The organism is Streptomyces sp. NPDC019224, assembly GCF_040632605.1.
Taxonomy (GTDB): Bacteria; Actinomycetota; Actinomycetes; order Streptomycetales; family Streptomycetaceae; genus Streptomyces.
Genome location: NZ_JBEYCF010000002.1, coordinates 129,026 through 153,510, shown reverse-complemented (window position 1 = coordinate 153,510; position 24,485 = coordinate 129,026). Strand labels below are relative to the sequence as shown.

Here is a 24,485-nt window from a genome sequence, read left to right as displayed (position 1 = left end):
ACGGAAAGGGGCACCGGTGAACGACCGACAGAACCCGTACGACCCGTACTACCAGCAGCCGCAGATCATCGGCTACGACGAGTACGGGCAGCCGGTGTACCAGCAGCCGGGGCCGCAGCAGTACGACCCGTACGCGCAGCAGCAGCAACAGCAGCCGTACGGGGGCCTGCAGGAGCCGCAGGACGGTGGACAGGGGTACGGCTACGACCCGTACGCCCAGCAGCATCCCCCCGCGCCGCCGCAGGGTTACGACCCCTACGCGGACCGGTCCCACCAGGCCCCGCAGCAGGACTACGGCTACGACCCGTACGGCTACGGGACCGGGCAGCAGTCCGCCGCGGTCGACACGGCCCAGCAGTGGGGCATCCCGCAGCAGGCTCCGGCGCCCGCCCCGCCCCCGGCGCCCGCCCCGCCCCCGGCGCCCGCCCCGCCCCCGGCGCCTCCGCGGGAGCCCGAGCCGCAGCCGGTGCCGGAGCCCGCCGTGCCCGGGCAGCGCCGCGGCGGCGAGGACTACCGCACCGAGCAGTTCGCCTTCATCGAGGAGCCCGACGAGGACTCCGAGGACGTCATCGACTGGCTCAAGTTCACCGAGAGCCGCAGTGAGCGCCGTGAGGAGGCGCGCCGCCGGGGCCGCAACCGGATCGTCGCGCTGATCGTCGTCGCGGCCCTGGCCGTGCTCGGCGGCGTCGGCTACCTGTGGTCGGCGGGCAAGATCCCCGGCCTGTCCGGCGGGGAGAAGGAGAACACCGCGACGACCGGTCCGCAGCGCCGGGACGTCATCGTGGTGCACCTCCACAACACCAAGGGCGGCGGCACGTCCACAGCCCTGCTCGTCGACAACGTCACCACCAAGCAGGGGACCACGGTCCTGCTCCCCAACTCCCTCGCCGTCTCCGACGAGGACGGGACCACCACGACCCTCGGCAAGTCGGTCGACGACGACGGCACGTCCGGGACCCGGGACTCCCTGGACACCCTGCTCGGCACCGACATCAGCGGGACCTGGCGGCTCGACACCCCGTATCTGGAGAACCTCGTCGACCTCGTCGGCAACATCGAGGTCGACACCGACACCGCGGTGCCGGGCGCCAAGAAGGGCTCCGGCGAGCTGGTGAAGAAGGGCGAGGCGCAGACGCTCAGCGGCCAGATGGCCGTGGCGTACGCCACGTACCGCGGGCCCGGCGAGGCCGAGGCCAAGCAGTTGATGCGGTTCGGACAGGTCATGCGCGGGGTGCTGCGGAAGATCTCCGACGACCCGAAGGCCGCCACGGTCACCGTCCAGACGCTGGCCCAGATCCTCGACCCGTCGCTGCCGGAGAAGGACCTCGGGGCCTCGCTCGCCAAGCTCGCCGAGCACGCCAAGATCGGCGACTACAGGACGGCGCTGCTGCCGGTCCAGGACGACGGCACCCTCACCGACGCGGCCACCGAGAGCGTGGTCGAGGACATCCTCGGCGGCACGGTCAAGGCGCCGTCCGCGGACGGGGTGATCCGGGTCGGGATCAAGAACGCCACCGGCGACACCGGCGGCACCGAGTCCGCCCGGGGCAAGCTGGTCAACGGCGGTTTCGCCTTCGTCAACAGCGGGAAGGCCGACGCGGCCGCCTCCTCGCAGGTGGTCTACGCCGAGGCGGCCGACAAGGAGAAGGCGACCCAGGTCGCCAAGACCCTCGGACTGCCGACGAGCACGGTGAAGAAGGGCAGGCCCGCCGGGAACGCGGACGTGTCCGTCCTCCTCGGCCAGGACTACAGGACCGAGTAGCCCCCGGCCGGCGGTCGCGGGAGGTCCGGGGCGGTGCGGCCCGGACCTCCGGAGCGCGGTCTCCCGGCCGGGTCGCGGGTGTTCGGCCGGCGGCACCGGCCCGTGTCTCCGAAGCCAGGCTCCGGTCGGTCCGCGGCAGTCGGCGGGCGGCCCCGGCCCGGGCTTCCGGCCGGCCGTCGGCGGTCCCCGGAATATGACTGCGTGGGCCGACGGTTCCCCGTGAGACCCTAGGGGTCTATCCGACCGACGACGAAAGCCTGCTTGTGACCGCCACTGACCGCTCCATCGAGCTCATCAACGCCGCCGCCCAGGCGGCTGCCGACCGGCTCGCGCACGACATCATCGCCTACGACGTCAGCGACGTGCTGTCGATCACCGACGCCTTCCTGCTGGCCTCGGCCCCCAACGACCGCCAGGTCAAGTCGATCGTCGACGAGATCGAGGAGCGGCTCCAGAAGGACCTCGGCGCCAAGCCGGTCCGCCGCGAGGGCGACCGCGACGCCCGCTGGATCCTCCTCGACTACGTCGACATCGTCATCCACGTCCAGCACAGCGAGGAGCGCGTCTTCTACGCGCTGGAGCGCCTGTGGAAGGACTGCCCCGAGATCGCCCTGCCCGAGGACGCCGTGAAGACCCGCGGCAAGGCCGCCGAGCACGCGCAGCTCAACGGCGGCACGGAAGGTGAGCAGAACTGAACGGCAGCAGGAGCGGCAGGGGCCGCAGGATCGTCCTCTGGCGGCACGGCCAGACGGCCTGGAATCTGGAGCGGCGCTTCCAGGGTTCCACGGACATCGAGCTGACCGGGGCCGGCGTCGCGCAGGCCCGCCGGGCCGCCCGGCTGCTCGCCTCGCTGAAGCCGGACGCCATCGTCGCCTCCGACCTGCGGCGGGCCGCGGCCACGGCCGCCGAGCTCGCCGCGGTCACCGGCCTCGACGTGGTGCATGACGCGGGCCTGCGCGAGACCTACGCGGGTGCCTGGCAGGGCCTGACCCACGAGGAGATCGTGGAGCGGTACGGCGAGCAGTACGCCGCCTGGAAGCGCGGCGAGCCCGTGCGGCGCGGTGGCGGCGAGCTGGAGACCGAGGTCGCCGACCGGGCCGCGCCGGTGGTTCTCGGGCACGCCGGGAAGCTGCCCGACGACGGCACGCTGGTCGTCGTCAGTCACGGTGGCACCATCCGGACCACCATCGGCCGACTGCTGGGCCTGGAGGCGCACCACTGGGAAGGGCTCGGCGGGCTGACCAACTGCTGCTGGTCCGTGCTGGGCGAGGGCGCCCGTGGCTGGCGCCTGCTGGAACACAACGCCGGCACCCTGCCGGAACCGGTGCTCGGCGACGACGCCTGACCCGGTCACCGCAGGCCGCCTCCGGGCGGCAGGGGCCGGATTTCACTTTCCGGCTGGTCACAGGCTAAAGTTCTTCTTGTTCGCAGCGCGGAAGCGCAGGGAAACACAGCGGACAGCGGGGCTATAGCTCAGTTGGTAGAGCGCTTGCATGGCATGCAAGAGGTCAGGAGTTCAATTCTCCTTAGCTCCACAATCGGAAATCCCGTCCCCGGCAGGGGGCGGGATTTCCGCATGCACGGTCAAGGACAGGCATCAGGGCCCCGGCGATGCGTCCGCAGGATCGCGAGCAGCTGCCTGCTCTCCTCGTCGGCCGGCGTGTACGTGACGATCCGGCACTCCGGCAGTCCGTTGACGGTCAGTGACACCGAGGTCATCCGTATCTCGCCGGAGACCGCCCGGTGCCGGAAGGCCTTCACGCGCGGTCCCGGAGGAAGGACGTCCCCGCTGCGCCACAGCTGCGCGAAGTAGGGGCTGGCCTCCGACAGCGCCGCGATGAACGTCTCCCATATCGGCTCTCCCACATGGCGTCCGTAGCCGCTGCGCAGGGTCGCCGCCATCAGGGGCAGCTCCTGGGTGCGGTGGACGACCGGGCAGTCCTCCTCCGAGGCCGTGAACAGCGACCACAGGGCATTGCGGACCCGGGTCCCCTTCATGACGGGGACGCGGAAGAGGTCGAGGTAGGCGGGATTGGTCGCCAGCACGTCGTAACGCGCGTTGTAGACGACCGCGGGGAGGGGGTCGAGCGCGTCGATGATGCCCTGGATCTCCTCGCCGACCTCGAAGATGTCGGACTCCCGGTCCGGCAGGAAGGCGACCCCGGCCAGCTCGTAGAGGTGCTCTCGCTCGGGCGGGTCCAGCCGAAGCGTCCGCGCCACGGCGTCCAGGACCTGCGAGGAGGCGTTGATCGGACGGCCCTGCTCCAGCCAGGTGTACCAGGTGACACCGACACCGGAGAGCTGGGCGACCTCCTCGCGGCGCAGCCCCGGGGTGCGGCGTCGTAAGCCCGGGGCCATGCCCACGTCGGCCGGGGTCACCCGGGCCCGGCGGCTGCGCAGGAATGCGGCGAGCTCGGACCTCCTGCCGGGCGCGGGTCCGTTCCGCCGTGTGTGCTGTTGTGCCGTCACCGTCGTCACGCCCCCATCGTCGGTGCTGCGCCCGGGTGTTGCCAGGTGCTGCCAGTACCAGCATCAGCGGGCTCTCGTTACCCGTATGCGTCCGGCACCAGCCTGGAGCCCATGACAGCCGCATCCGATACGGCAGCCTCACGCTCCGTAACCAGTAAAGCTCCCGCCACTGACAAGGCATCCGCACGGCTGCTCGCCGTGGTGCTCACGGCCCAGTTCATGGCCATGCTCGACCTCTTCATCGTGAACGTCGCAGCCCCGACGATCCGTACCGAACTCGACGTGTCCGGTGCCGGATTGCAGCTGGTGGTGGCCGGATACACCATCTCGTACGCCGTCCTCCTCGTCGCCGGCGCCCGGCTCGGAGGAGTGTTCGGGCACGGCCGCGCGCATCTGGCCGGACTCGCGGTCTTCACCGCGGCCTCGCTGGCCTGCGGACTGGCGGCGGACTCGGGGCAGCTGATCGCGTTCCGGGTGGTCCAGGGGGCGGGCGCGGCGGTGATGATCCCGCAGGTGCTCAGCCTGATCCAGCAGCACTTCACCGGGGCGGCGCGGGTCCGCGCGATCGGTGCCTACAGCGCCGTGCTGGCCACGGGGGCCGCCGCGGGACAGGTCGTGGGCGGGGTGCTGGTGAGCGTCGACCTGTTCGGGGCGGGCTGGCGGCCGGTCTTCCTGGTCAACGTGCCGATCGGGCTCGTTCTGCTGGTGCTCGGCGCCCGCGTGCTGCCGGGCGAACCTCGCACCGGGCAGACCCGGTGCGAGGCGCGGGCGCGCGGGTTCGACCCGGTGGGCCTGGTCCTGCTCGCCGCGGGCGTCACCCTGCTGACCGTTCCGCTGGTGCTCGGCCAGGAGCTGGGCTGGCCGGACTGGACGTGGATCTGCCTGCTCGCCTGCGTCGTGGTGCTCACCGGCTTCGTGGCGTACGAGACGAGGCTCGCCGCGCGCGGGGGTGCGCCGCTGATCGCGCCCCGCGTGCTCCGGTCGCCCGGGATGGCCGTGGCGTCGGTGCGCATCCTGCTGGTGATGGCGACCAACGCGGGCTTCCTCTTCACGCTGACCCTGCACCTTCAGGGCGGTCTCGGGTACTCGGCGCTGCGCGCGGGGCTGATGTGCGCGCCGACCGCGGTGGCCTTCGGTGCGGCCGGGCTGACGTGGCGCCGCTGGCCCGCCCGGCTGCAGCGGAGTCTGGTCCCCGGCGGCTTCGTGGCGATGGCCGTCGGCGAGGTCGTGGTCGGGCTGGTGCTGCGGGGCGGCGAGGGCGGGGGGCTCGTGCTGTACGCGGGTTTCGTGCTCATGGGCGCGGGTATGGCTCTCGCTTTCAGCCCCAACCTCGCGGGGGCCCTGGCGAACGTACGGCCCGGGGACGCCGCCGACGCCAGTGGTGTCCTGGTGACCGTGACCCAGCTCGGCCAGGTCATCGGCGTCGCGACCATCGGCACCCTCTACCTCAACCGCCTCGGTGCGCCGGGGCCGCAGGGGTCGGGTCACGCGCTGTTGGTCTGCGAGCTGGTCCTGGCCGCGGCAGCGTGCGCGGGGGCCGCGGCGGGGCTCGTACGACGTCGGCGGCAGGCGGGAACTCCGGCGGGCTGACCCCCTTGCGGGGCCATGGCAGAATCGGACCGCCGGAGGGGGCGACGGACCGAACGGGAGGGTGTGCGCGATGCCTGGGAGCCGCCACGAGGTCCCGAAGCCGCCTCTCGTCCGCCGGAGCCGGAGCTGATCCATGGGTGCACACAGGCGGAAATGCGACTGGTGCGGCAGCGGTACGCCCATCGTCAGGGACATGGACCCGGTCAACGCGGACTACCAGTACTGGTGCGAGGAATGCGCGCGGGCGCTGATCATAAAAGGCGACCCCATCGAGACCTACCGGGAGCTGGAGGGGGAGCCGATCTACGGCCGGCTCCTGGAGGAGCACTGCACGCTCAAGCGCTTCTACTCCTTCGCGACGGCCTGACCGCTTCCCCTCCCGAGGCGGGCGAAAACCGGGCGGACCGGAATCGATTTGGTGGACGGGCGGGGTGACCGGTACTGTTCTCGATGTCGCCAGGGAAACCGGGCGGCGCGACGAGGGGCTATAGCTCAGTTGGTAGAGCGCTTGCATGGCATGCAAGAGGTCAGGAGTTCAATTCTCCTTAGCTCCACAGTGAAGAAGGAACGGCGGGCCATCCGGATCGGATGGCCCGCCGTTCTGTGTGTGCGGGCCGCTCCCGGGCCACTGCCCGGAGGCGGACCGGCCCTGTGCGGTACCCTGACGCCATGCGTGCCGTAGGCCTTCTGCTTAGCGAGCCGCGCTGATCAGTCCCGACCGGTGAGAATGCCTGGTCGGCATCAGCGCGGCGTCCCCTCCTGTGCGAGGGGATTTTTCGTTTCCGTGGACGTGTGTCCGTACGACGTGGGCGCCGGCAGATGACGATCGATGGAGCTTTGAGGATCATGAGCGAGACGAATTCCGCAGCCGACGTTGCTGCGCCGCACCGCTATACGGCAGCGATGGCCGCCGACATCGAGGCACGCTGGCAGGACTTCTGGGATGCCGAGGGCACCTACGAGGCGCCCAACCCGGCCGGTGACCTGGCGGGCGACCCGGAGCTGGCCGCCAAGCCCAAGAAGTTCATCATGGACATGTTCCCCTACCCCTCGGGTGCGGGACTGCACGTCGGCCACCCGCTGGGCTACATCGCCACCGACGTCTTCGCCCGCCACCAGCGGATGACCGGGCACAACGTCCTGCACACCCTGGGCTTCGACGCCTTCGGCCTGCCTGCGGAGCAGTACGCCGTACAGACCGGCACCCACCCGCGGATCTCCACCGAGGCCAACATCCAGAACATGACGGCGCAGCTGCGCCGGCTGGGCCTGGGCCACGACAAGCGCCGCTCGTTCGCCACGATCGAGTCCGAGTACTACAAGTGGACCCAGTGGATCTTCCTGCAGATCTTCAACTCCTGGTACGACACCGAGGCGGACCGGGCCCGGCCGATCGACGAGCTGGTCGCCCAGTTCGAGAGCGGTGAGCGCGCCACGCCCGACGGCCGTGACTGGAGCGCGCTGAGCGCCGCCGAGCGCGCCGACGTCCTGGGCGAGTACCGGCTGGCCTACGCGTCCGACGCGCCGGTCAACTGGTCGCCCGGTCTGGGCACGGTCCTGGCCAACGAGGAGGTCACCGCCGACGGCCGCTCCGAGCGCGGCAACTTCCCCGTCTTCAAGGCCAAGCTGCGCCAGTGGAACATGCGCATCACGGCCTACGCCGACCGGCTGCTGAACGACCTGGACGGGCTGGACTGGCCCGAGGCCATCAAGCTGCAGCAGCGCAACTGGATCGGCCGCTCCGAGGGCGCGCGTGTCGACTTCCCGGTCGACGGCGCGGGCAGCGTCACCGTCTTCACCACCCGGCAGGACACCCTGTTCGGCGCCACCTACATGGTGCTGGCGCCGGAGCACGAGCTGGTCGAGCGGATCATCCCCGCCGCCTGGCCCGAGGGCACCCACCCGGTCTGGACGGGCGGCCACGCCTCCCCGGCCGAGGCGGTCACCGCGTACCGCAAGCAGGCCGCCTCCAAGTCCGACGTCGAGCGGCAGGCCGAGGCCAAGGACAAGACGGGCGTCTTCACCGGCGCGTACGCCACCAACCCCGTCAGCGGCGAGAAGATCCCCGTCTTCATCGCCGACTACGTCCTGATGGGCTACGGCACCGGCGCGATCATGGCCGTACCGGCCCACGACGCCCGCGACTTCGCCTTCGCGCGCGCCTTCGAGCTGCCGGTGCGCTGTGTCGTCGAGCCGTCGGACGACCGCGGCACGGATGCCTCGACGTGGGAGGACGCCTTCGCCTCGTACGACGCGAAGCTGGTCAACTCCGCCAATGACGAGATCTCGCTGAACGGTCTGGGTGTCGCCGACGCCAAGGCCCGCATCACCGAGTGGCTGAAGGAGCACGGCGTCGGCGAGGGCACCGTCAACTTCCGGCTGCGCGACTGGCTGTTCAGCCGCCAGCGCTACTGGGGCGAGCCCTTCCCGATCGTGTACGACGAGGAGGGCATCGCCCACCCGCTGCCCGAGTCGATGCTGCCGCTGGAGCTGCCCGAGGTCGACGACTACTCGCCGCGCACCTTCGACCCGGACGACGCCGACACCCAGCCCGAGACCCCGCTGTCGCGCAACGCCGAGTGGGTCAACGTCACGCTGGACCTGGGCGACGGGCCGAAGAAGTACCGCCGCGAGACCAACACCATGCCCAACTGGGCCGGCTCCTGCTGGTACGAGCTGCGCTACCTGGACCCGAACAACTCCGAGAAGCTGGTCGACCCGGCGATCGAGGAGTACTGGATGGGCCCGCGCGAGGGGCAGCCGACCGGGGGTGTCGACCTGTACGTGGGCGGCGCCGAGCACGCCGTCCTGCACCTGCTGTACGCCCGCTTCTGGTCCAAGGTGCTGCACGACCTGGGCCACGTCTCCTCCGCGGAGCCGTTCCACAAGCTGTACAACCAGGGCATGATCCAGGCGTTCGTCTACCGGGACAGCCGCGGCATCGCGGTCCCGGCCACCGAGGTCGAGGAGCGCGACGGGGCGTACTACTACCAGGGCGAGAAGGTCTCCCGCGTCCTGGGCAAGATGGGTAAATCCCTGAAGAACGCCGTCACGCCCGACGAGATCTGCACCGAGTTCGGCGCGGACACGCTGCGCCTGTACGAGATGGCGATGGGTCCCCTGGACGTGTCGCGGCCCTGGGACACGCGCGCGGTCGTCGGCCAGTACCGGCTGCTGCAGCGGCTGTGGCGCAACATCGTCGACGAGGAGACCGGCGAGGTCACCGTCGTCGACTCCGAGCCCGGCGAGGACACGCTGCGCGCGCTGCACAAGGCGATCGACGGTGTCGGCGGCGACATGGCCGGCATGCGGTTCAACACGGCGATCGCCAAGGTCACCGAACTGAACAACCACCTGACCAAGGCGGGCGGCCCGCTGCCCCGCCCGGTCGCCGAGGCCCTGGTGCTGCTGATCGCGCCGCTGGCCCCGCACATCGCCGAGGAGCTGTGGCACCGACTGGGCCACACGGAGTCGGTCGTGCACCAGGACTTCCCGGTGGCCGACCCGGCGTACGTCGTGGACGAGACCGTGACCTGCGTGGTGCAGGTCAAGGGCAAGGTCAAGGCGCGCCTGGAGATCTCCCCGTCGATCACGGACGCGGAGCTGGAGGCCCTGGCCCTGGCCGACCCGGCCGTCGTCGCCGCGCTGGACGGGGCGGGCATCCGCAAGGTGATCGTCCGCGCACCGAAGCTGGTGAACATCGTTCCCGCGTAGCCGTGGCTGCGCCGGGGAAGGCCCGTGAGGGCTTTCCCCTTATGTGAGGGCTTTCCCTTACGGGCAGGTTAGGGGTTCCGCCGGAACCCCTAACCTGCCTCTTCCGTTTACGGTGGAGAAGACCGGTGAACGGGTGCCGGAGACCGTCACACCATCCGAGGGGCGCTCATGGAAGCCGTGATCCTGATCCTGGGGCTGCTCGTCGTCGCCCTCATGGCCCTGGGCGTCTACGCCACCGTCAAGGTCGTCGGAGCGGCCAGGCGCGGCGTGGACCGCACGATCACGCAGGCGCGCCGCACCGTCGAGGACACCACCCTGCGGGCGAAGAGCTACGGGCAGCTGGGCGTCGGTGCAGAGCTGGCCCAGCTGCGCCTCTCGCTGCGTACATCGATGCGGGCCACACAGGACGCGCTGCGGGCTGGCGCGGCCGAGGACGCGTCGCTCTCCGAGTCCCTGGGCCTGTTCGACCGGCTGAGCGCGCACGGACATGAGCTGGACGCGGAGCTGAAAGCGCTGGAGCGCGAGCCCGACAAGGCGACGGTGACCGCGCGGCTTCCCGGCCTGAAGGAGCGCACCGCGCAGATCACCCGGTCTGCCGATTCGCTGCGCTGGGCCGCCCGGGACCGGGCCCGCAAGTTCGCCGACGACGAGTTGTCGGCGCTGAACGCGCAGATCGACGTGGAGTCCGGGGCACTGCGGCACTGGACCACGGTCGAGGAGGAGCCGACGACGGGGCAGGACCAGGACCAGGGGCGGGGGCAGGGCCCGGAGCCGGCGGGGGAATGGGGCGGGGCATCGGACGCGCCGGAAGCCATCACCGCCCGGGACCCCCGGCAGGGCACCACCTACCCGTGGCAGAAGACGGCCCGGCCCGAGACCGAGACCTCCAACTGAGCGGCGTCACCGGGTGCGTCGGCTGCGACGCGGCCGGCGGCCGGCCGGGACGCGCCGGGGAACGCTGCGACCACCGGTGACCGAGGGCGGCAGGATGCGAGGTGAAGCGATCGCGACTGATCACTCGGGCGGGGTCGGACTGCCGACTCCCCGGCCCTGCGGGTAACCTCCCGCTCATGTCCCGCCATGTCGCGATCGTCACCGATTCAACGGCCTACCTGCCGCCCGACACGATGCGGCGGCACGGCATCACCGCGGTGCCGCTGACCGTGGTCCTGGGGGACCAGGCCCTGGAGGAGGGCACCGAGATCTCGGCCCGTTCCCTGGCCCTGGCCCTCCAGAAACGCCGTTCCGTGACGACATCCCGGCCCAGCCCCGAGGTCTTCGCCGCCGCTTACCGGGCCGTCGCGGAGACCGGCGCGAGCGGCATCGTCTCCCTTCACCTGTCCGCGGAGTTCTCCGGTACCTACGACGCGGCGGTGCTCGCGGCGAAGGACGCTCCGGTGCCGGTGCGGGTGGTGGACACGGGGATGGTCGCGATGGCCCTCGGTTTCTGCGCCCTGTCGGCCGCGGAGGCCGCCGAGGCGGGCGGCGGCCTGGACGAGGCGGTGGCGGCGGCCGAGAAGCGTGCGGCGGGCACCTCCGCGTACTTCTACGTCGACACCCTGGACTACCTGCGCCGAGGCGGCCGGATCGGCGCCGCGCAGGCCCTGCTCGGTTCGGCCCTCGCGGTCAAACCCCTGCTCCAGCTGGACGGCGGCCGGATCGAGCTGTTGGAGAAGGTCCGGACGGCCTCGAAGGCCATCGCCCGGCTGGAGGAGATCGTCGTCGAGCGCGCGGGCAGCGGGGGTGTGGACATCGCGGTGCACCACTTGGCGGCCCCCGAGCGGGCGGACCGGCTGGCCGAGCGGTTGCGGGAGCGCGTGCCCGGTCTGGTGGACCTGCACGTCAGTGAGGTGGGCGCGGTGATCGGCGCGCACACCGGCCCGGGGCTGCTGGGCGCGGTGGTCTCGCCGCGCTGAGGTGGCTCGGTCACTCCTCGGAGTGGGGGAGTTATCCACATCAGGTTGCTTATCCACTGAAATCGCGTGCGCTCAGCGGGTTTTGGCATGAGTGTCTAGCGTCCTGAGGCATGGCTTCCCGATCACATCGTGCAACCAGCGGGCCCGGACGTGCCCCGGCTTCCGACGGCCGCCTCCGGCGTGCGGCGGGCTCCGGACCGGGCCGCCGCCGACGGGAGACGGGCCGCGCCGAGGCGGCCGCGGCGGCGCGCAGCAGGGCCGACGCGCTCATGGCGGGCGGGCACGGGGGGCGCGTCGCACGGTGGGGGACGGGTATGGCCTCGGCCCCACCTTCGGACTCGATGGTTCCGCCTTCCGCTTCGGTTCCTGTCCCGGCTTCTGGAGTATCGCGAGCCGCGGGCAGCGATGCGGAGGTGCCCGAGGCCGCGGATACGGCGATGGCCGGAGCTGCTCCGGCGTCGGCTGCGGCTTCCGTGGGGCGGTGGACGGCGGCCGTGTTCGCGGTGCGGGAGCGGCTGCCGATGTGGGTGCAGCTCAGATGCGGCCTGGAGCCGAAGACCCTTGCCGCGCTCGCCGTGGTCCTGGTCGCCGCCGCCGTGTTCGCCGGGATGCATTTCTGGTCCGCCCGGCCCCAGGCCGTACGGGCTCCGGACATGGTCGGTGAGGCGGTACACGCTCCTGGGCCGGAAGCGGACCCGGACGCGGAGGACGCCGGCAGGCCCGAACCGTCTCCCGGCCCTGTGCCCGGCACCGGGCCCGGTGGACAGATCGTGGTGGACGTCAGCGGGAAGGTGCGGAGCCCGGGGCTGCGCCGGCTGCCCTCAGGATCACGGGTGGACGACGCGTTGACAGCGGCGGGCGGGGCGCGGCCCGGGACGGACCTGGCGGGTCTCAACCGGGCCCGGGTGCTCATGGACGGCGAGCAGATCGTGGTGGGCGGCCCGTCGGCCCCGGACCCGGCCGCGGGCGGCCCCGCGGCTGCCGGGGGCGGCGGACCGGTGAGCCTGAACACCGCGACGGCGGACCAGTTGGAGGGGCTGCCGGGCGTCGGCCCCGTCCTCGCCCAGCACATCGTCGAGTACCGCACCCAGCACGGCGGATTCCGGTCCGTCGACGAACTCCGCGAGGTCAACGGGATCGGTGACCGCCGGTTCGCCGATCTGCGCCCCTTGGTGCAGCCGTGAGCGCGCCGGACATCCACGCGGCGTCGGGCAGGCGGCTGGGCCTCTCCGACCCCCGCCAGGAGGGCCCGGCCGATCTTCGACTGCTCGCCCCGGCGGTGGCGGCCTGGGCCGGCGCGGGGCTCGCTGTCGGCACTCCCGGTCAGTGGGTGGTGATGGGGGTGGTGTTCTGCCTGGGGACGGGGATGATCCTCCTGGCGGTGCCGGGCCTGCGGCGGCCCCGCACGGCGGACCGTGGCCGGATCGGGCCCCGTGCGAAGGGAGTCGGGCGGCCTGGGCCCGGTTCCGCGGACCGTGGCCGGATCGGCTCCTGTACGGCAGTCGGGCGGGGCGTCGTCGGGGGAGGGGTAGGCGAGGGGAACACGGCCGGGGCGGCCGGCGAGACCAGCGAGGGGGATGCGGCCGACGTGGTCTGTGCGAGCGGGGCGGGCGGTGCCGCCAGGCCGGCCCGTGTCCGGCGGAGGCTGCACGCCACGGCTGCCGCGACGGTGCTGCTCTGCGCGGCGGCCGGGGCGGCGTCCGCCGGGCTGCACAGCGCTGATGTGCGCCGGGGCCCGGTCCCCGGGCTGGCCCGGCAGTTCGCGCGCGTCGAGGCGGAGATCACCCTCACCTCCGATGCCCGGCGTACGTTCCCCCGAGTGCGCGGCGACCACAGCACGCCCGCCTCCCTCCTGCTGGACGCGGAGGTCACACTCCTGACGCGGCCCGGCGGTACGGCGGTGCGGCTGCGGACGCCGGTGCTGGTCATCGTCCGGCCGAGCGGCGCGACGGCTGCCTGGCAGCGGCTGCTGCCCTCCACCCGCCTGCGGATCGGCGGTCGGCTGGCGCCCCCGTTGCACAAGGGCGAGCGGGTCGCCGCAGTGCTGCGGCCCGAGGGCAAGGCCCCGCCCCGTGTGACCGGCCCGCCCAGCCTCCTCCAGCGCACGGCGGGGAGGCTGCGCGCCGGACTGCGCGAGGCCACCGACGGACTGGGCCCCGACGCGCGGGCGTTGCTGCCCGGCCTGGTCGTCGGCGACACCGCACGGGTCACCCCGGAACTGCACGAGGCCTTCCGGACGACCGACCTCACGCATCTGACGGCGGTGTCGGGTGCCAACCTCGCGATTCTGCTCGTCCTGCTCATCGGACCTCCCGGCAGAGCACTGCGCGCGGAACGTGGAGGACTGGCGCCCAGGCTCGGGATCTCGCTGCGGATGACCGCACTGCTCGGCGGCGGGCTCACGCTCGCCTTCGTCCTGGTCTGCCGACCCGAACCGAGTGTGCTGCGGGCCGCCGCGTGCGGGCTGATCACGCTGCTCGCCATCGGCACCGGGCGGCGCCGGACGCTGATCCCCGCGCTGTGCGCCGCCGTGCTGCTGCTGGTGCTGTACGACCCGTGGCTGGCACGCAGTTACGGCTTCGTCCTGTCGGTGCTGGCCACTGGCGCCCTGCTGACCCTCGCCCCGCGCTGGAGCGAGGCGCTGCGCCGGCGCCGGGTGCCGCCGCGCCTGGCAGAAGCGCTGGCCGCCGCGGCCGCCGCACAGGCGGTGTGCTCGCCCGTCGTGGTGCTGCTCGCCTCCCGGGTGAGTCTGGTGGCGATCCCGTGCAACCTGCTGGCCGAATTCGCCGTGGCGCCGGCCACGGTTCTCGGGTTCGCGGCGCTGGCCCTGGCGCCGGCGGCGATGCCGGTGGCCGTCCTGCTGGCCCGGGTCGCGGGGTGGCCGGCCGGGTGGATCGCCTCGGTGGCCAGGACCGGGGCGGCGTTACCCGGAGCGGAGGTCGACTGGCCCGACGGTCTGTCAGGGGCGGCGCTGCTGGCCCTCCTGCCCCTGGTCCTGGTGCCGGTCGCCCGGTGGACGGGGCGCCGCCCCTGGGTCTGCTCGGCCGCCGCGCTGCTGCTGGTGCTCGCCGTGTTACGGCCGGCGCCGCTGACGCGGGTACTGACCGGCTGGCCGCCGCCCGGCTGGGCGTTCGCGATGTGTGACGTCGGACAGGGCGATGCCCTGGTGCTCGCGGCGGGGCGGGGCTCGGCTGTGGTCGTCGACGCCGGCCCCGACCCCCGGCTCGCCGACCGGTGCCTGCGTGAACTGGGCGTCAGCCGCATCCCGTTGCTGCTGCTCACCCATTTCCACGCCGACCACGTGCGGGGCCTGCCCGGGATGCTGCGCGGGAGAACGGTGGGCGCGATCCAGACGACGAGCCTGGACGAACCGCCGGAGCAGGCCGCGTTCGTACGGAGGACGGCGGCCCGGGCCCGGATCCCCGTGATGCGGGCGGCCCCCGGTGAACGGCGCCGGATCGGCACGCTCGACTGGCAGGTGCTGTGGCCGCCGGGCGCGGCGGGCACGGGTGCGGCGGCCGGTCCCGTCCCGCAGGACCCGAACGATGCCAGCGTCACCCTGTTCGTGCGGGCCGGCGGGCTGACCCTGCTGCTGCCGGGTGATCTGGAACCGCCCGCCCAGCAGGCGTTGTTGCGCAGTCATCCGGAGCTGCCCCGGGTGGACGTGCTCAAGGTCGCCCACCACGGCTCCGCGCACCAGGACAGCGCCCTGCTGCGGGCCGTCCGGCCCAGGTTCGCGCTCGTGAGCGTGGGGAGGGACAACCCGTACGGGCATCCGGCGCCCCGGACAGTCGAGGCGCTCACGAGGGAGGGGACGGTGGTCCTGCGCACGGACAGGGACGGGGCGATCGCGGTGAGGGGCACGGGGAGCGGGCTGCGGGCGGTGGGGCGGTCATGAGGGGGTACGCGGCCGGGCGGCCGGGCCCGTCGGCCGGGCACCGTCGGGCGGGCCCGTCGGCCGGGCACCGTCGGGCGGGCCCGTCGGCCGGGCCCCGGTGAGCGGAGCCGCAAGCCGGACCCCGGTGGGCGGAGCCGTCGCCCGCGCGCCGGACTCCGGCGGCCCGGGACTCAGGCCGGCCAGTGGCTGTCGGCCATCAGGTCGCGGCCGGACTGCTCGTTGAACTCCCGCCAGGCCCTGATCGCGTACGGCGTGAAGCGGAGGTACACCCAGGCGGAGCGCCCCCGCGGATCCCAGGAGAACTTTGCGGCGAAGGCGTTGCCCGACGCCGTCGGGAGGTCCGTGCCCTCCACCACCTCGGCCGTCGCCTCGATCATGACCACATCGCGGGGGTGGCCGAGCGTGCGGTGGGCCCGGCCGTCCGGTGCCAGGTTGACCGCCGTCGGGTTGGTCCGCCGGGTGGCCATCAGCAAGGTCTCCCCGTCCCACACGAACCACAGCGGTACGAGGGCCGGCGTCCCGTCGGCGGAGGCCGTCGACACCCATGCGTCCGTGTCCCGCTCCAGGCGGTGGAGCGCGTCCTGCTCGCGCTGTTCACGGCTGCGGGCCGGTTCTGGGCGGGCCATGACGCGGCACCGGCCCGCGCCGACGGGCCGTTCCACCGTCGTCGGACCCAGGGTTCTGTGCGGCGGATCCTCGCGGGCCCGCGAGGCCCGGCACGCACTCTCGCCGCACGCCGGCATCACCCGAATACGGTCCAGTACGGGAGTGATCCGGGCGCAGGCCGAAAGCACACGCCAGACGCGCCCCCACCCTCACGGGCCGGTCCTAGGACCAGTGGCGCATGGCGCGGCGCGGAGGCGTCGGCACAGACTGGCCCCATGGACCCGCAGCTGCCGCAGACCGTCGACGCCTATCTGGAACGCATCGGGGCGGACAGGCCCGCCCGCCCCGATGCCTCGGCACTGCGCGAACTGCAGTTGCGTCACCTCGTCGCCGTGCCCTTCGAGAACCTCTCGATCCACCTCGGCGAGGACATCGTGCTGGAGGACGAAGCGCTCCTGGACAAGATCGTGGCCCGCCGGCGCGGTGGTTTCTGCTACGAACTCAACGGCGCCTTCGCCGTACTGCTGCGGGCGCTCGGTTTCCGCGTCGCCCTGCTCCAGGCCCGGGTCCACGGCGACGGGGGACGGCTCGGCATCCCGTACGACCACCTGGCGCTGCGCGTCGAGACGGACGACGGGACCGGGCCGTGGCTCGCCGATGTCGGCTTCGGCGACCACGCCAGGCGACCGCTCGCCCTCGACGACCGCACCGACCAGGAGGACCCGGGCGGCACCTTCCGGATCGTGCCGGTCCCGGCCGGGGCCGGCGAGGACTTCGGGGACCTCGATGTGTTGTGCGACGGCAGGCCCCGGCTCCGCCTGGAGCGGCGGCCCCGGGTGCCGGCCGACTTCCGGGCGGGTGCCTGGTACCACCGGACCTCGCCCGACTCCCACTTCACCCGGGCCCCGGTCTGCTCGCGCTGCACGGACGACGGCCGGATCACGCTCACCGGCCGTAAGCTCCTCACGACCGTGGGCACCGAGCGGCACGAGACCTCGCTCGGGAGTGACGAGGAGGTGCTCGCCGCCTATCGCGAGCATTTCGGAGTGCGCCTGGACCGGCTCCCCAGCAATTCGGACCTTCGGTAACACCTGGGCCCAAGCCCCGGCGAGCCGCTCTGTTTGCCTCGAACACCCCAAGGGTGATCGAATGCATGCTCGTCGGCGGGTCGAGGCTCCGACAACGACGTCTGCCAGCCGGCCCGAGGTGAGAACACGCCCGGGAGTGTGTGAAGATGTTCGGCCGTTTGTTCGGAAACAAAGGTGCGACGGGCGCCGCTCGTGGCAACGCTCTCGCCGGACTGGTCGTACCGGACTCGGCGGGTGTCCTCAGCTGCCGGGTGCTCGACCCCGTCAACGAGCCCGTGCCGCTGGCGGAGTTCGTGCTGACGGACCGCGCGGGCCGCAAGGTGGTCGGGGGCGAGACCGACCCGTACGGCAGTGTCCTCGCCACGGTTCCGGCGGGGGAGTACCGGCTGGCCGTCACGGCGGAGGGGTTCACGCCCTTCCACGGCTCGGTCACGGTCACCGAGGGTGGTCGCGCGAGCCTCGGTGATGTGACCCTCCAGCTCTCCGCGCCGCCGCAGCTGCCCGAGCCGGGCGACTGGGAGATCGAGCCGATGCACTCGCAGATCGGCTTCACCGCTCGGCACATCGGGATGGCCCGCATCCACGGCCGGTTCAACACCTTCGCGGGGGCCGTCCGGATCGCCGACCGCATGGAGGACTCGGCCATGCACGTGATCATCGACGCCGCGTCGATCGACACGAACGTCCAGATGCGCGACGACCACCTGCGCTCCAGCGACTTCCTGGACGTCGGGCGCTACCCGACGCTGGAGTTCTACAGCGACCGCTTCGTGCACCGGGGCGGGACCCGCTGGGGCGTGAGCGGTGCGCTCACGCTGCACGGGGTGAGCCGCACGGTGAACCTCGACACCCAGTACCTCGGGATCGGCAACGGGCTGGAGGGCGAGACCCGGGCCGCCTGCCGCGCCACCACGCAGCTGCACCGCGAGGACTTCACCCTCACCTGGCAGACGATGCTGGCCCGCGGCATCGCGGTCGTCGGTCCGAGCATCTCCATCGACATGGACGTACAGATCGTCCCGAAGGGCTGACCTGCCTCCCGCAGGACCGCTCCGGCGTCCCGCGCGACTGATCCCCGGGGCGCCGCTTTACGGCGCCTCCAGCCACCCCTCGTACTCCGCGGCGAAGGCGTCGAGCGACGGGGGGTCGAGGCGGCGGTCCGGGTCCTCCACGACCACCAGCCACTGCGCGTCCTCGGCGTCGTCCTCGCCGGCCAGCGCGTCGCGTACGAGCTGTGGTTCGTCGGTGACGCCGAAGCGGTCGGCGAGCTCCGCCGCCGCCTCCTCGGCGGCATCGCGGTCGGGCAGCACCAGCACGTGTCTCTCATCGCTCACCCGCTCATTCTCGGTTACGGGGGAGGGTGCGGCGGACCCGGCCGCGGGGCGGTGGTCCGGCGGCGACCGGGCTGTCAGTGGCCCGTGGGATGCTGGACGGCGATGGCCACCAGAAGGAATTCCACCGACGACCCGCTCGCACCGCTCACGCTCGCCGTGGGACAGGAGGACCTGCTCCTCGACCGAGCCGTGCAGCAGGTGGTGGCGGCCGCCCGCGCCGCCGACGCCGATACGGACGTCCGGGACCTCACCCACGACCAGCTCCAGCCCGGCACACTCGCCGAGCTGACCAGCCCCTCGCTCTTCGCCGAGCGCAAGGTCGTGATCGTGCGCAACGCGCAGGACCTCACCGCGGACACCGTCAAGGACGTCAAGAAGTATCTGGACGACCCCGTCGAGGAGATCACGCTCGTCCTGCTGCACGCGGGCGGCGCCAAGGGCAAGGGGCTGCTCGACGCGGCCCGCAAGGCGGGGGCCCGTGAGGTCGCGTGCCCGAAGACGACGAAGCCGGCCGAGCGGTTGTCCTTCGTCCGGGGCGAGTTCCGCGCGCTCGGGCGCTCCGCGACACCCGAGGCGTGTCAGGCACTGGTCGATGCCATCGGAAGCGACCTGCGGGAGCTGGCGAGCGCGGTGTCGCAGCTCGTCGCGGACATCGAGGGCACGATCGACGAGGCGGTCGTCGGGCGCTACTACACGGGGCGGGCGGAGGCATCGAGCTTCACGGTCGCCGACCGGGCGGTCGAGGGGCGGGCGGCGGAGGCCCTGGAGGCCCTGCGCTGGTCGCTGTCCACGGGCGTGGCGCCCGTCCTGATCACCAGCGCGCTGGCGCAGGGTGTACGGGCGATCGGCAAGCTGTCCTCGGCGCGTGGGGGGCGCCCGGCGGACCTCGCGCGTGAGCTGGGGATGCCGCCCTGGAAGATCGACCGGGTGCGGCAGCAGATGCGGGGGTGGACGCCGGACGGGGTCGCGGTGGCACTGCGGGCGGTCGCGGAGGCGGACGCGGGGGTGAAGGGGGGCGGGGACGACCCCGAGTACGCCCTGGAGAAGGCGGTGGTCGCGGTGGCGGGCGCGGCGAGGCAGGGGCGAGGCCCGCGGTAGGGACGGGAGCGCGAGGGTGGGCGTCCTCAAGCGTGGGACAGGCTCGAACCCGCCGGGCAGGACGTCCTCAAGCGCCGGACGGGCTCGAACCCGCCGGGCAGGACGTCCTCAAGCGCCGGACGGGCTCGAACCCGCCGGGCAGGACGTCCTCAAGCGCCGGACGGGCTTGAGGACGGCTGGGCGGGCTGGGGACCTGCGGGGGTTCCGGGTGGTCCTCGATGTCCGGACGGCCCGGATACGGCCAGGTAACGCCGAAGGCCCCGCTCTCCCTGGGGAAGGGACGGCGGGGCCTCGGGTACAGATGGGTGCGTCGCACCCGCGTGGCGAACGCAGGTTCGGTGTGCGACGCGGGGGCCGGTCAGGGGCAGGGTAGAGGGCCCGCAGGGTCCGTTCCGGCGGTGATCAGATCGCTCAGGCCTGGAGGGTGGCAGCCTTGGCGGCCAGCGCCGACTTCTTGTTGGCGGCGGCGTTCTTGTGGATGACACCCTTCGAGACAGCCTTGTCGAGCTGACGGGAGGCGGCGCGAACGGCCACGGTGGCCTTCTCGACGTCACCCGCGGCGACGGCCTCGCGGGCCTTGCGGATCGCGGTCTTGAGCGACGACTTGACGGCCTTGTTGCGCAGGCGCGCCTTCTCGTTCGTCTTGTTCCGCTTGATCTGGGACTTGATGTTCGCCACGAAAGAGCCTTTTCAGGTTCGTTGGATCTTCGATGTGTGTCCGTGCGGCCCGAGGGTCACGGGGCACAGCTGTCCACGGTAGCAGGAGCGGTCCGAGCGGCCCAAACCGGTCGTCGCCCCGCGGGCGTGGGACGATGGAAGCTACGTACAGATCCGACCCGACCCGAACCGACCCGAGACACGGCGTCCGGCGTCTCAAGAATCAGGACCCTGCGTGCCCGCGACTCCTCTCCACGTGCCCGAGCCGAGCCGTACCGACCCGGCGCTGATCCGCAACTTCTGCATCATCGCGCACATCGACCATGGCAAGTCGACCCTTGCCGACCGGATGCTCCAGCTCACCGGGGTGGTCGACCAGCGGCAGATGCGCGCTCAGTACCTCGACCGGATGGACATCGAGCGTGAGCGCGGCATCACCATCAAGTCCCAGGCGGTCCGGCTGCCCTGGGCGCCGACCACCGGTGAGGGCCAGGGCAGCACCCATGTCCTCAACATGATCGACACGCCGGGACACGTCGACTTCACCTACGAGGTCTCCCGGTCGCTCGCCGCCTGCGAGGGCACGATCCTGCTGGTCGACGCCGCGCAGGGCATCGAGGCCCAGACCCTGGCCAACCTCTACCTGGCGATGGAGAACGACCTCACCATCGTCCCGGTGCTCAACAAGATCGACCTGCCGGCCGCGCAGCCCGAGAAGTTCTCCGAGGAGCTGGCCAACCTCATCGGCTGCCAGCCGGAGGACGTGCTCAAGGTCTCCGCGAAGACCGGCATGGGAGTGGACGCGCTGCTCGACCGCGTCGTCCGGGACGTTCCGGCGCCCGTGGGCAACGCCGACGCCCCCGCCCGCGCGATGATCTTCGACTCGGTCTACGACTCGTACCGCGGTGTCGTCACGTACGTCCGTGTCGTCGACGGCTCGCTCAACAAGCGCGAGCGCATCCGGATGATGTCGACCGGAGCCACCCACGAGCTGCTGGAGATCGGTGTCTCCTCGCCGGAGATGACGCCGTCCGACGGGATCGGCGTCGGCGAGGTCGGCTACATCATCACCGGTGTGAAGGACGTCCGGCAGTCCAAGGTCGGTGACACGATCACCTCTTTGAGCAACGGGGCGACCGAGGCGCTGGGCGGCTACAAGGACCCCAAGCCGATGGTGTTCTCCGGGCTCTACCCGCTGGACGGCTCGGACTACCCGGACCTGCGCGAGGCCCTGGACAAGCTCCAGCTCAACGACGCCGCCCTGGTGTACGAGCCGGAGACCTCCGCGGCGCTCGGCTTCGGTTTCCGCGTCGGCTTCCTCGGCCTGCTCCACCTGGACGTGGTCCGCGAGCGGCTGGAGCGCGAGTTCGGCCTCGACCTCATCGCCACCGCGCCCAACGTGGTCTACCGGGTCGAGATGGAGGACGGCACCGAGCACACCGTCACCAACCCGAGTGAATTCCCCGAGGGCAAGATCGACAAGGTGCACGAGCCGGTCGTCCGGGCCACGGTCCTGGCGCCCAGCGAGTTCATCGGCGCGATCATGGAGCTGTGCCAGCAGCGCCGCGGCACCCTCCTCGGCATGGACTACCTCTCCGAGGACCGGGTCGAGATCCGCTACACCCTGCCGCTCGCCGAGATCGTCTTCGACTTCTTCGACCAGTTGAAGTCCAAGACCCGTGGCTACGCCTCCCTCGACTACGAGCCCACCGGCGAGCAGTCGGCCCAGCTCGTCAAGGTCGACATCCTGCTGCACGGCGACAAGGTCGACGCGTTCTCCGCGGTCACGCACAAGGACAAGGCGTACGCGTACGGTGTACGCCTCGTCGCCAAGCTGCAGAAGCTCATCCCCCGCCAGAACTTCGAGGTGCCGATCCAGGCGGCCATCGGCTCCCGGGTCATCGCCCGTGAGACCGTCCGCGCCATCCGCAAGGACGTCCTCGCCAAGTGCTACGGCGGCGACATCTCCCGTAAGCGCAAGCTGCTGGAGAAGCAGAAGGAGGGCAAGAAGCGGATGAAGATGGTCGGCAACGTGGAGGTGCCGCAGGACGCGTTCATCTCCGTGCTGTCGACCGACGAGTCCGCCGGAGAAGGCAAGGCCAAGAAGTAGTCCTGGCAGGCAGGCCCGGCGGCCCCCGTATCGCAGCGCGCTGCGACACGGGGGCCGTTCGTTATCAAGCGGGATCCGATTGCCTCTTACGCGGGGCGCGCGGGCGCTCTACCCTGAGCACGACTTCTTGGTTACTCGTCAGTTAAGCAAGCGGGATCGCAGCACGCAGGATCACATCAACCAGCAGCCGGTCGTGAAGTACCGCCGCAGGCCCGGAGGATGTCGTGAGCGACACACAGACCATGATCGATAACCGCCCGCCCTCCGTGGCGACCCTCTTCATCGACCGGGTGGCGGCCACTCCGGACGGGGAGGCCTACCGCTACCCCGTCCCCGCGGCCGGAGGCGAGGGACCGGACGAGTGGAAGTCGCTCAGCTGGGCGCAGGCCGCCGAGCGGGTGTACGCCGTGGCCGCCGGGCTGATCGCGCTCGGCGTGCGGCCGGAGGAACGCGTCGCGCTCGCCTCGTCCACCCGGGTCGAGTGGATCCTCGTCGACCTCGGGGTCATGTGCGCGGGCGCCGCGACCACCACGGTCTACCCCTCCACCAACGCCGAGGAGTCGGCGTTCATCCTCTCCGACTCCGAGAGCCGGGTCCTGATCGCCGAGGACGCGGCCCAGCTGGCCAAGGCCCGCGAGCGGCGCGCCGAGCTCCCGGACCTCGCCCATGTCGTGGTCATCGACGCCGAGGGCGCGGGCCCGGCCGAGGGCGACCCCGAGGGCTGGGTGCTCACCCTGGCCGAGCTGGAGGCCCTGGGCGCCGAGCACCTCGCGAAGAACCCGGAGGCGGTCCGCGAGCGCGTCGACGCCATCACCTCCGAGCAGCTGGCGACCCTCATCTACACCTCGGGCACCACCGGCCGCCCCAAGGGTGTACGGCTGCCGCACGACAACTGGTCGTACATGGCCAAGGCCACCGTCTCCACCGGCCTGATCACCAAGGACGACGTCCAGTACCTCTGGCTGCCGCTCGCCCACGTCTTCGGCAAGGTCCTCACCTCCGGGCAGATCGAGGTCGGCCACGTCACCGCCGTCGACGGCCGCGTCGACAAGATCATCGAGAACCTGCCGGTCGTCCAGCCGACCTACATGGCCGCCGTCCCGCGCATCTTCGAGAAGGTCTACAACGGGGTCGCGGCCAAGGCGCGCGCGGGCGGCGGGGCCAAGTACAAGATCTTCCAGTGGGCGGCCGGCGTCGCCCGCGAGTACGCCCGCGTCTCGCAGGACAACTTCCGGCGCACCGGCAAGGCGTCCGTACCCTTCGCGCTCGGCGCCAGGCACAAGGTCGCCGACACCCTGGTCTTCGCCAAGATCCGTGAGGCCTTCGGCGGTCGGCTCCGCGCCTGCGTCTCCGGGTCCGCCGCGCTCGCTCCCGACATCGGGCTCTTCTTCTCCGGCGCCGGCATCCACATCCTGGAGGGCTACGGCCTCACCGAGTCGAGCGCCGCGTCCTTCGTCAACCCCGGCGAGTGCTACCGCACCGGCACGGTCGGCAAACCGCTGCCCGGCACCGAGGTGCGCATCGCCGACGACGGCGAGATCCTGCTGCGCGGCCCCGGCATCATGCAGGGCTACCAGGGCCTGCCGGACAAGACCGCCGAGGTGCTGGAGGCCGACGGCTGGTTCCACACCGGCGACATCGGCGAACTCTCCGTGGACGGCTACCTCCGGATCACCGACCGCAAGAAGGACCTGATCAAGACCTCCGGCGGCAAGTACATCGCGCCCGCCGAGGTCGAGGGCCAGTTCAAGGCGGTGTGTCCGTTCGTCTCCAACATCCTGGTGCACGGCGCGGACCGTAACTTCTGCACCGCGCTGATCGCCCTCGACGAACCCACCATCCTCGGCTGGGCGGCCGAGAACGGCATGGAGGGCAGGTCCTACGCGGACGTCGTGGCCTCCCCGAAGACCGTCGAACTGATCGACGGCTACGTCAAGCGGCTCAACGAGGGCCTCCAGCGCTGGCAGACCATCAAGAAGTTCCGGCTGCTCCCGCGTGACCTCGACATCGAACACGGCGAGGTCACGCCCAGCCTCAAGCTGAAGCGGCCCGTGGTCGAGCGCGCCTACAAGGACCTGATCGAGGAGATGTACGCAGGCTCCCGCGAGGCGTGACCGGCACCCCGCCGGCGCCCGCGGCATCCTCGTACGCCCCTCCGAAGGCCCCCGCGCGCTCCGGCGCGGGGGCCGGCGCGTTTTTCTCGCGACGTCTTCACCCATCACTTCGGTAACTCGGCGCGTGCG

The 24,485-nt window shown here is 71.9% G+C and carries 19 protein-coding genes and 2 tRNA genes; 17 read left to right on the top strand and 4 right to left on the bottom strand.

All coding sequences use genetic code 11. The annotated features are described in order from the left end of the window. Positions 1–16 precede the first annotated feature (16 nt). The 4 genes from ABZ564_RS02160 (at position 17) to ABZ564_RS02145 (ending at position 3,297) form a co-directional block, all read left to right on the top strand. Positions 17–1,762, top strand: a complete 1,746-nt coding sequence (locus ABZ564_RS02160) for a LytR C-terminal domain-containing protein (protein WP_360848020.1) — start codon at positions 17–19, stop codon at positions 1,760–1,762. Positions 1,763–2,025: 263 nt separating this feature from the next. Beyond that, positions 2,026–2,457, top strand: a complete 432-nt coding sequence (gene rsfS / locus ABZ564_RS02155; protein WP_360848017.1) for a ribosome silencing factor — start codon at positions 2,026–2,028, stop codon at positions 2,455–2,457. Next, positions 2,454–3,107, top strand: coding sequence for a histidine phosphatase family protein (locus tag ABZ564_RS02150; RefSeq protein WP_360848292.1), 654 nt, complete (start codon positions 2,454–2,456; stop codon positions 3,105–3,107). Before rsfS ends, ABZ564_RS02150 begins: the two co-directional genes overlap by 4 nt. A 117-nt stretch (positions 3,108–3,224) precedes the next feature. Beyond that, positions 3,225–3,297, top strand: a tRNA-Ala gene (locus ABZ564_RS02145). A gap of 49 nt (positions 3,298–3,346) precedes the next feature. On the opposite strand, the gene ABZ564_RS02140 is transcribed toward ABZ564_RS02145, so the two are convergent. After that, positions 3,347–4,240: a helix-turn-helix transcriptional regulator gene (locus ABZ564_RS02140; RefSeq protein ID WP_360848014.1), complete on the bottom strand. Its 894-nt coding sequence runs from the start codon at positions 4,238–4,240 to the stop codon at positions 3,347–3,349. 189 nt (positions 4,241–4,429) lie between these two features. Here ABZ564_RS02140 and ABZ564_RS02135 point away from each other — a divergent pair, with 189 nt between their 5' ends. The 8 genes from ABZ564_RS02135 (at position 4,430) to ABZ564_RS02100 (ending at position 15,349) form a co-directional block, all read left to right on the top strand. After that, positions 4,430–5,821, top strand: a complete 1,392-nt coding sequence (locus ABZ564_RS02135; RefSeq protein WP_360848289.1) for an MFS transporter — start codon at positions 4,430–4,432, stop codon at positions 5,819–5,821. Positions 5,822–5,954: 133 nt separating this feature from the next. Next, on the top strand, positions 5,955–6,188 hold the full coding sequence (locus ABZ564_RS02130; protein WP_018103228.1) for a hypothetical protein: 234 nt from the start codon (positions 5,955–5,957) through the stop codon (positions 6,186–6,188). Positions 6,189–6,302: 114 nt separating this feature from the next. Next, positions 6,303–6,375: transfer RNA gene (locus tag ABZ564_RS02125), tRNA-Ala, on the top strand. A gap of 292 nt (positions 6,376–6,667) precedes the next feature. After that, positions 6,668–9,535, top strand: a complete 2,868-nt coding sequence (leuS, locus tag ABZ564_RS02120) for a leucine--tRNA ligase (protein ID WP_360848011.1) — start codon at positions 6,668–6,670, stop codon at positions 9,533–9,535. Between the two features lie 168 nt (positions 9,536–9,703). Continuing rightward, positions 9,704–10,429, top strand: coding sequence for a hypothetical protein (locus ABZ564_RS02115; protein ID WP_360848008.1), 726 nt, complete (start codon positions 9,704–9,706; stop codon positions 10,427–10,429). 176 nt (positions 10,430–10,605) lie between these two features. Beyond that, positions 10,606–11,451, top strand: a complete 846-nt coding sequence (locus ABZ564_RS02110; protein ID WP_360848005.1) for a DegV family protein — start codon at positions 10,606–10,608, stop codon at positions 11,449–11,451. Between the two features lie 437 nt (positions 11,452–11,888). After that, positions 11,889–12,635, top strand: a complete 747-nt coding sequence (locus tag ABZ564_RS02105) for a ComEA family DNA-binding protein (RefSeq protein ID WP_360848002.1) — start codon at positions 11,889–11,891, stop codon at positions 12,633–12,635. Then, a complete protein-coding gene (locus ABZ564_RS02100; RefSeq protein ID WP_360847999.1) occupies positions 12,632–15,349 on the top strand; it encodes a ComEC/Rec2 family competence protein in 2,718 nt (905 codons plus the stop codon). The genes ABZ564_RS02105 and ABZ564_RS02100 overlap by 4 nt, the downstream gene beginning before the upstream one ends. A 170-nt stretch (positions 15,350–15,519) precedes the next feature. Here ABZ564_RS02100 and ABZ564_RS02095 read toward each other — a convergent pair whose 3' ends face one another. Next, positions 15,520–15,975: a pyridoxamine 5'-phosphate oxidase family protein gene (locus tag ABZ564_RS02095; protein WP_360847996.1), complete on the bottom strand. Its 456-nt coding sequence runs from the start codon at positions 15,973–15,975 to the stop codon at positions 15,520–15,522. Positions 15,976–16,230: 255 nt separating this feature from the next. On the opposite strand from ABZ564_RS02095, the gene ABZ564_RS02090 reads away from it, so the two are divergent. Both ABZ564_RS02090 and ABZ564_RS02085 read left to right on the top strand, forming a co-directional pair. Continuing rightward, positions 16,231–17,043 carry an arylamine N-acetyltransferase gene (locus ABZ564_RS02090; protein ID WP_360847993.1) on the top strand — a complete coding sequence of 271 codons (813 nt, stop codon included), beginning with the start codon at positions 16,231–16,233 and terminating at the stop codon, positions 17,041–17,043. A gap of 146 nt (positions 17,044–17,189) precedes the next feature. Then, complete coding sequence (locus ABZ564_RS02085) at positions 17,190–18,074, top strand: YceI family protein (protein WP_360847990.1); 885 nt, start codon at positions 17,190–17,192, stop codon at positions 18,072–18,074. A gap of 57 nt (positions 18,075–18,131) precedes the next feature. Here ABZ564_RS02085 and ABZ564_RS02080 read toward each other — a convergent pair whose 3' ends face one another. Further along, positions 18,132–18,377, bottom strand: a complete 246-nt coding sequence (locus tag ABZ564_RS02080) for a hypothetical protein (RefSeq protein WP_360847987.1) — start codon at positions 18,375–18,377, stop codon at positions 18,132–18,134. A gap of 102 nt (positions 18,378–18,479) precedes the next feature. Here ABZ564_RS02080 and holA point away from each other — a divergent pair, with 102 nt between their 5' ends. After that, positions 18,480–19,475 (top strand): DNA polymerase III subunit delta, encoded by a 996-nt coding sequence (gene holA, locus ABZ564_RS02075; protein ID WP_360847984.1) that lies wholly within the window; start codon positions 18,480–18,482, stop codon positions 19,473–19,475. A 411-nt stretch (positions 19,476–19,886) separates the two neighbouring features. Here holA and rpsT read toward each other — a convergent pair whose 3' ends face one another. Beyond that, on the bottom strand, positions 19,887–20,153 hold the full coding sequence (rpsT, locus tag ABZ564_RS02070) for a 30S ribosomal protein S20 (RefSeq protein ID WP_360847981.1): 267 nt from the start codon (positions 20,151–20,153) through the stop codon (positions 19,887–19,889). A gap of 214 nt (positions 20,154–20,367) precedes the next feature. Here rpsT and lepA point away from each other — a divergent pair, with 214 nt between their 5' ends. Beyond that, on the top strand, positions 20,368–22,242 hold the full coding sequence (gene lepA, locus ABZ564_RS02065; protein ID WP_360847978.1) for a translation elongation factor 4: 1,875 nt from the start codon (positions 20,368–20,370) through the stop codon (positions 22,240–22,242). Between the two features lie 224 nt (positions 22,243–22,466). Then, positions 22,467–24,356: a long-chain fatty acid--CoA ligase gene (locus ABZ564_RS02060; protein WP_360847975.1), complete on the top strand. Its 1,890-nt coding sequence runs from the start codon at positions 22,467–22,469 to the stop codon at positions 24,354–24,356. Positions 24,357–24,485 lie beyond the last annotated feature (129 nt).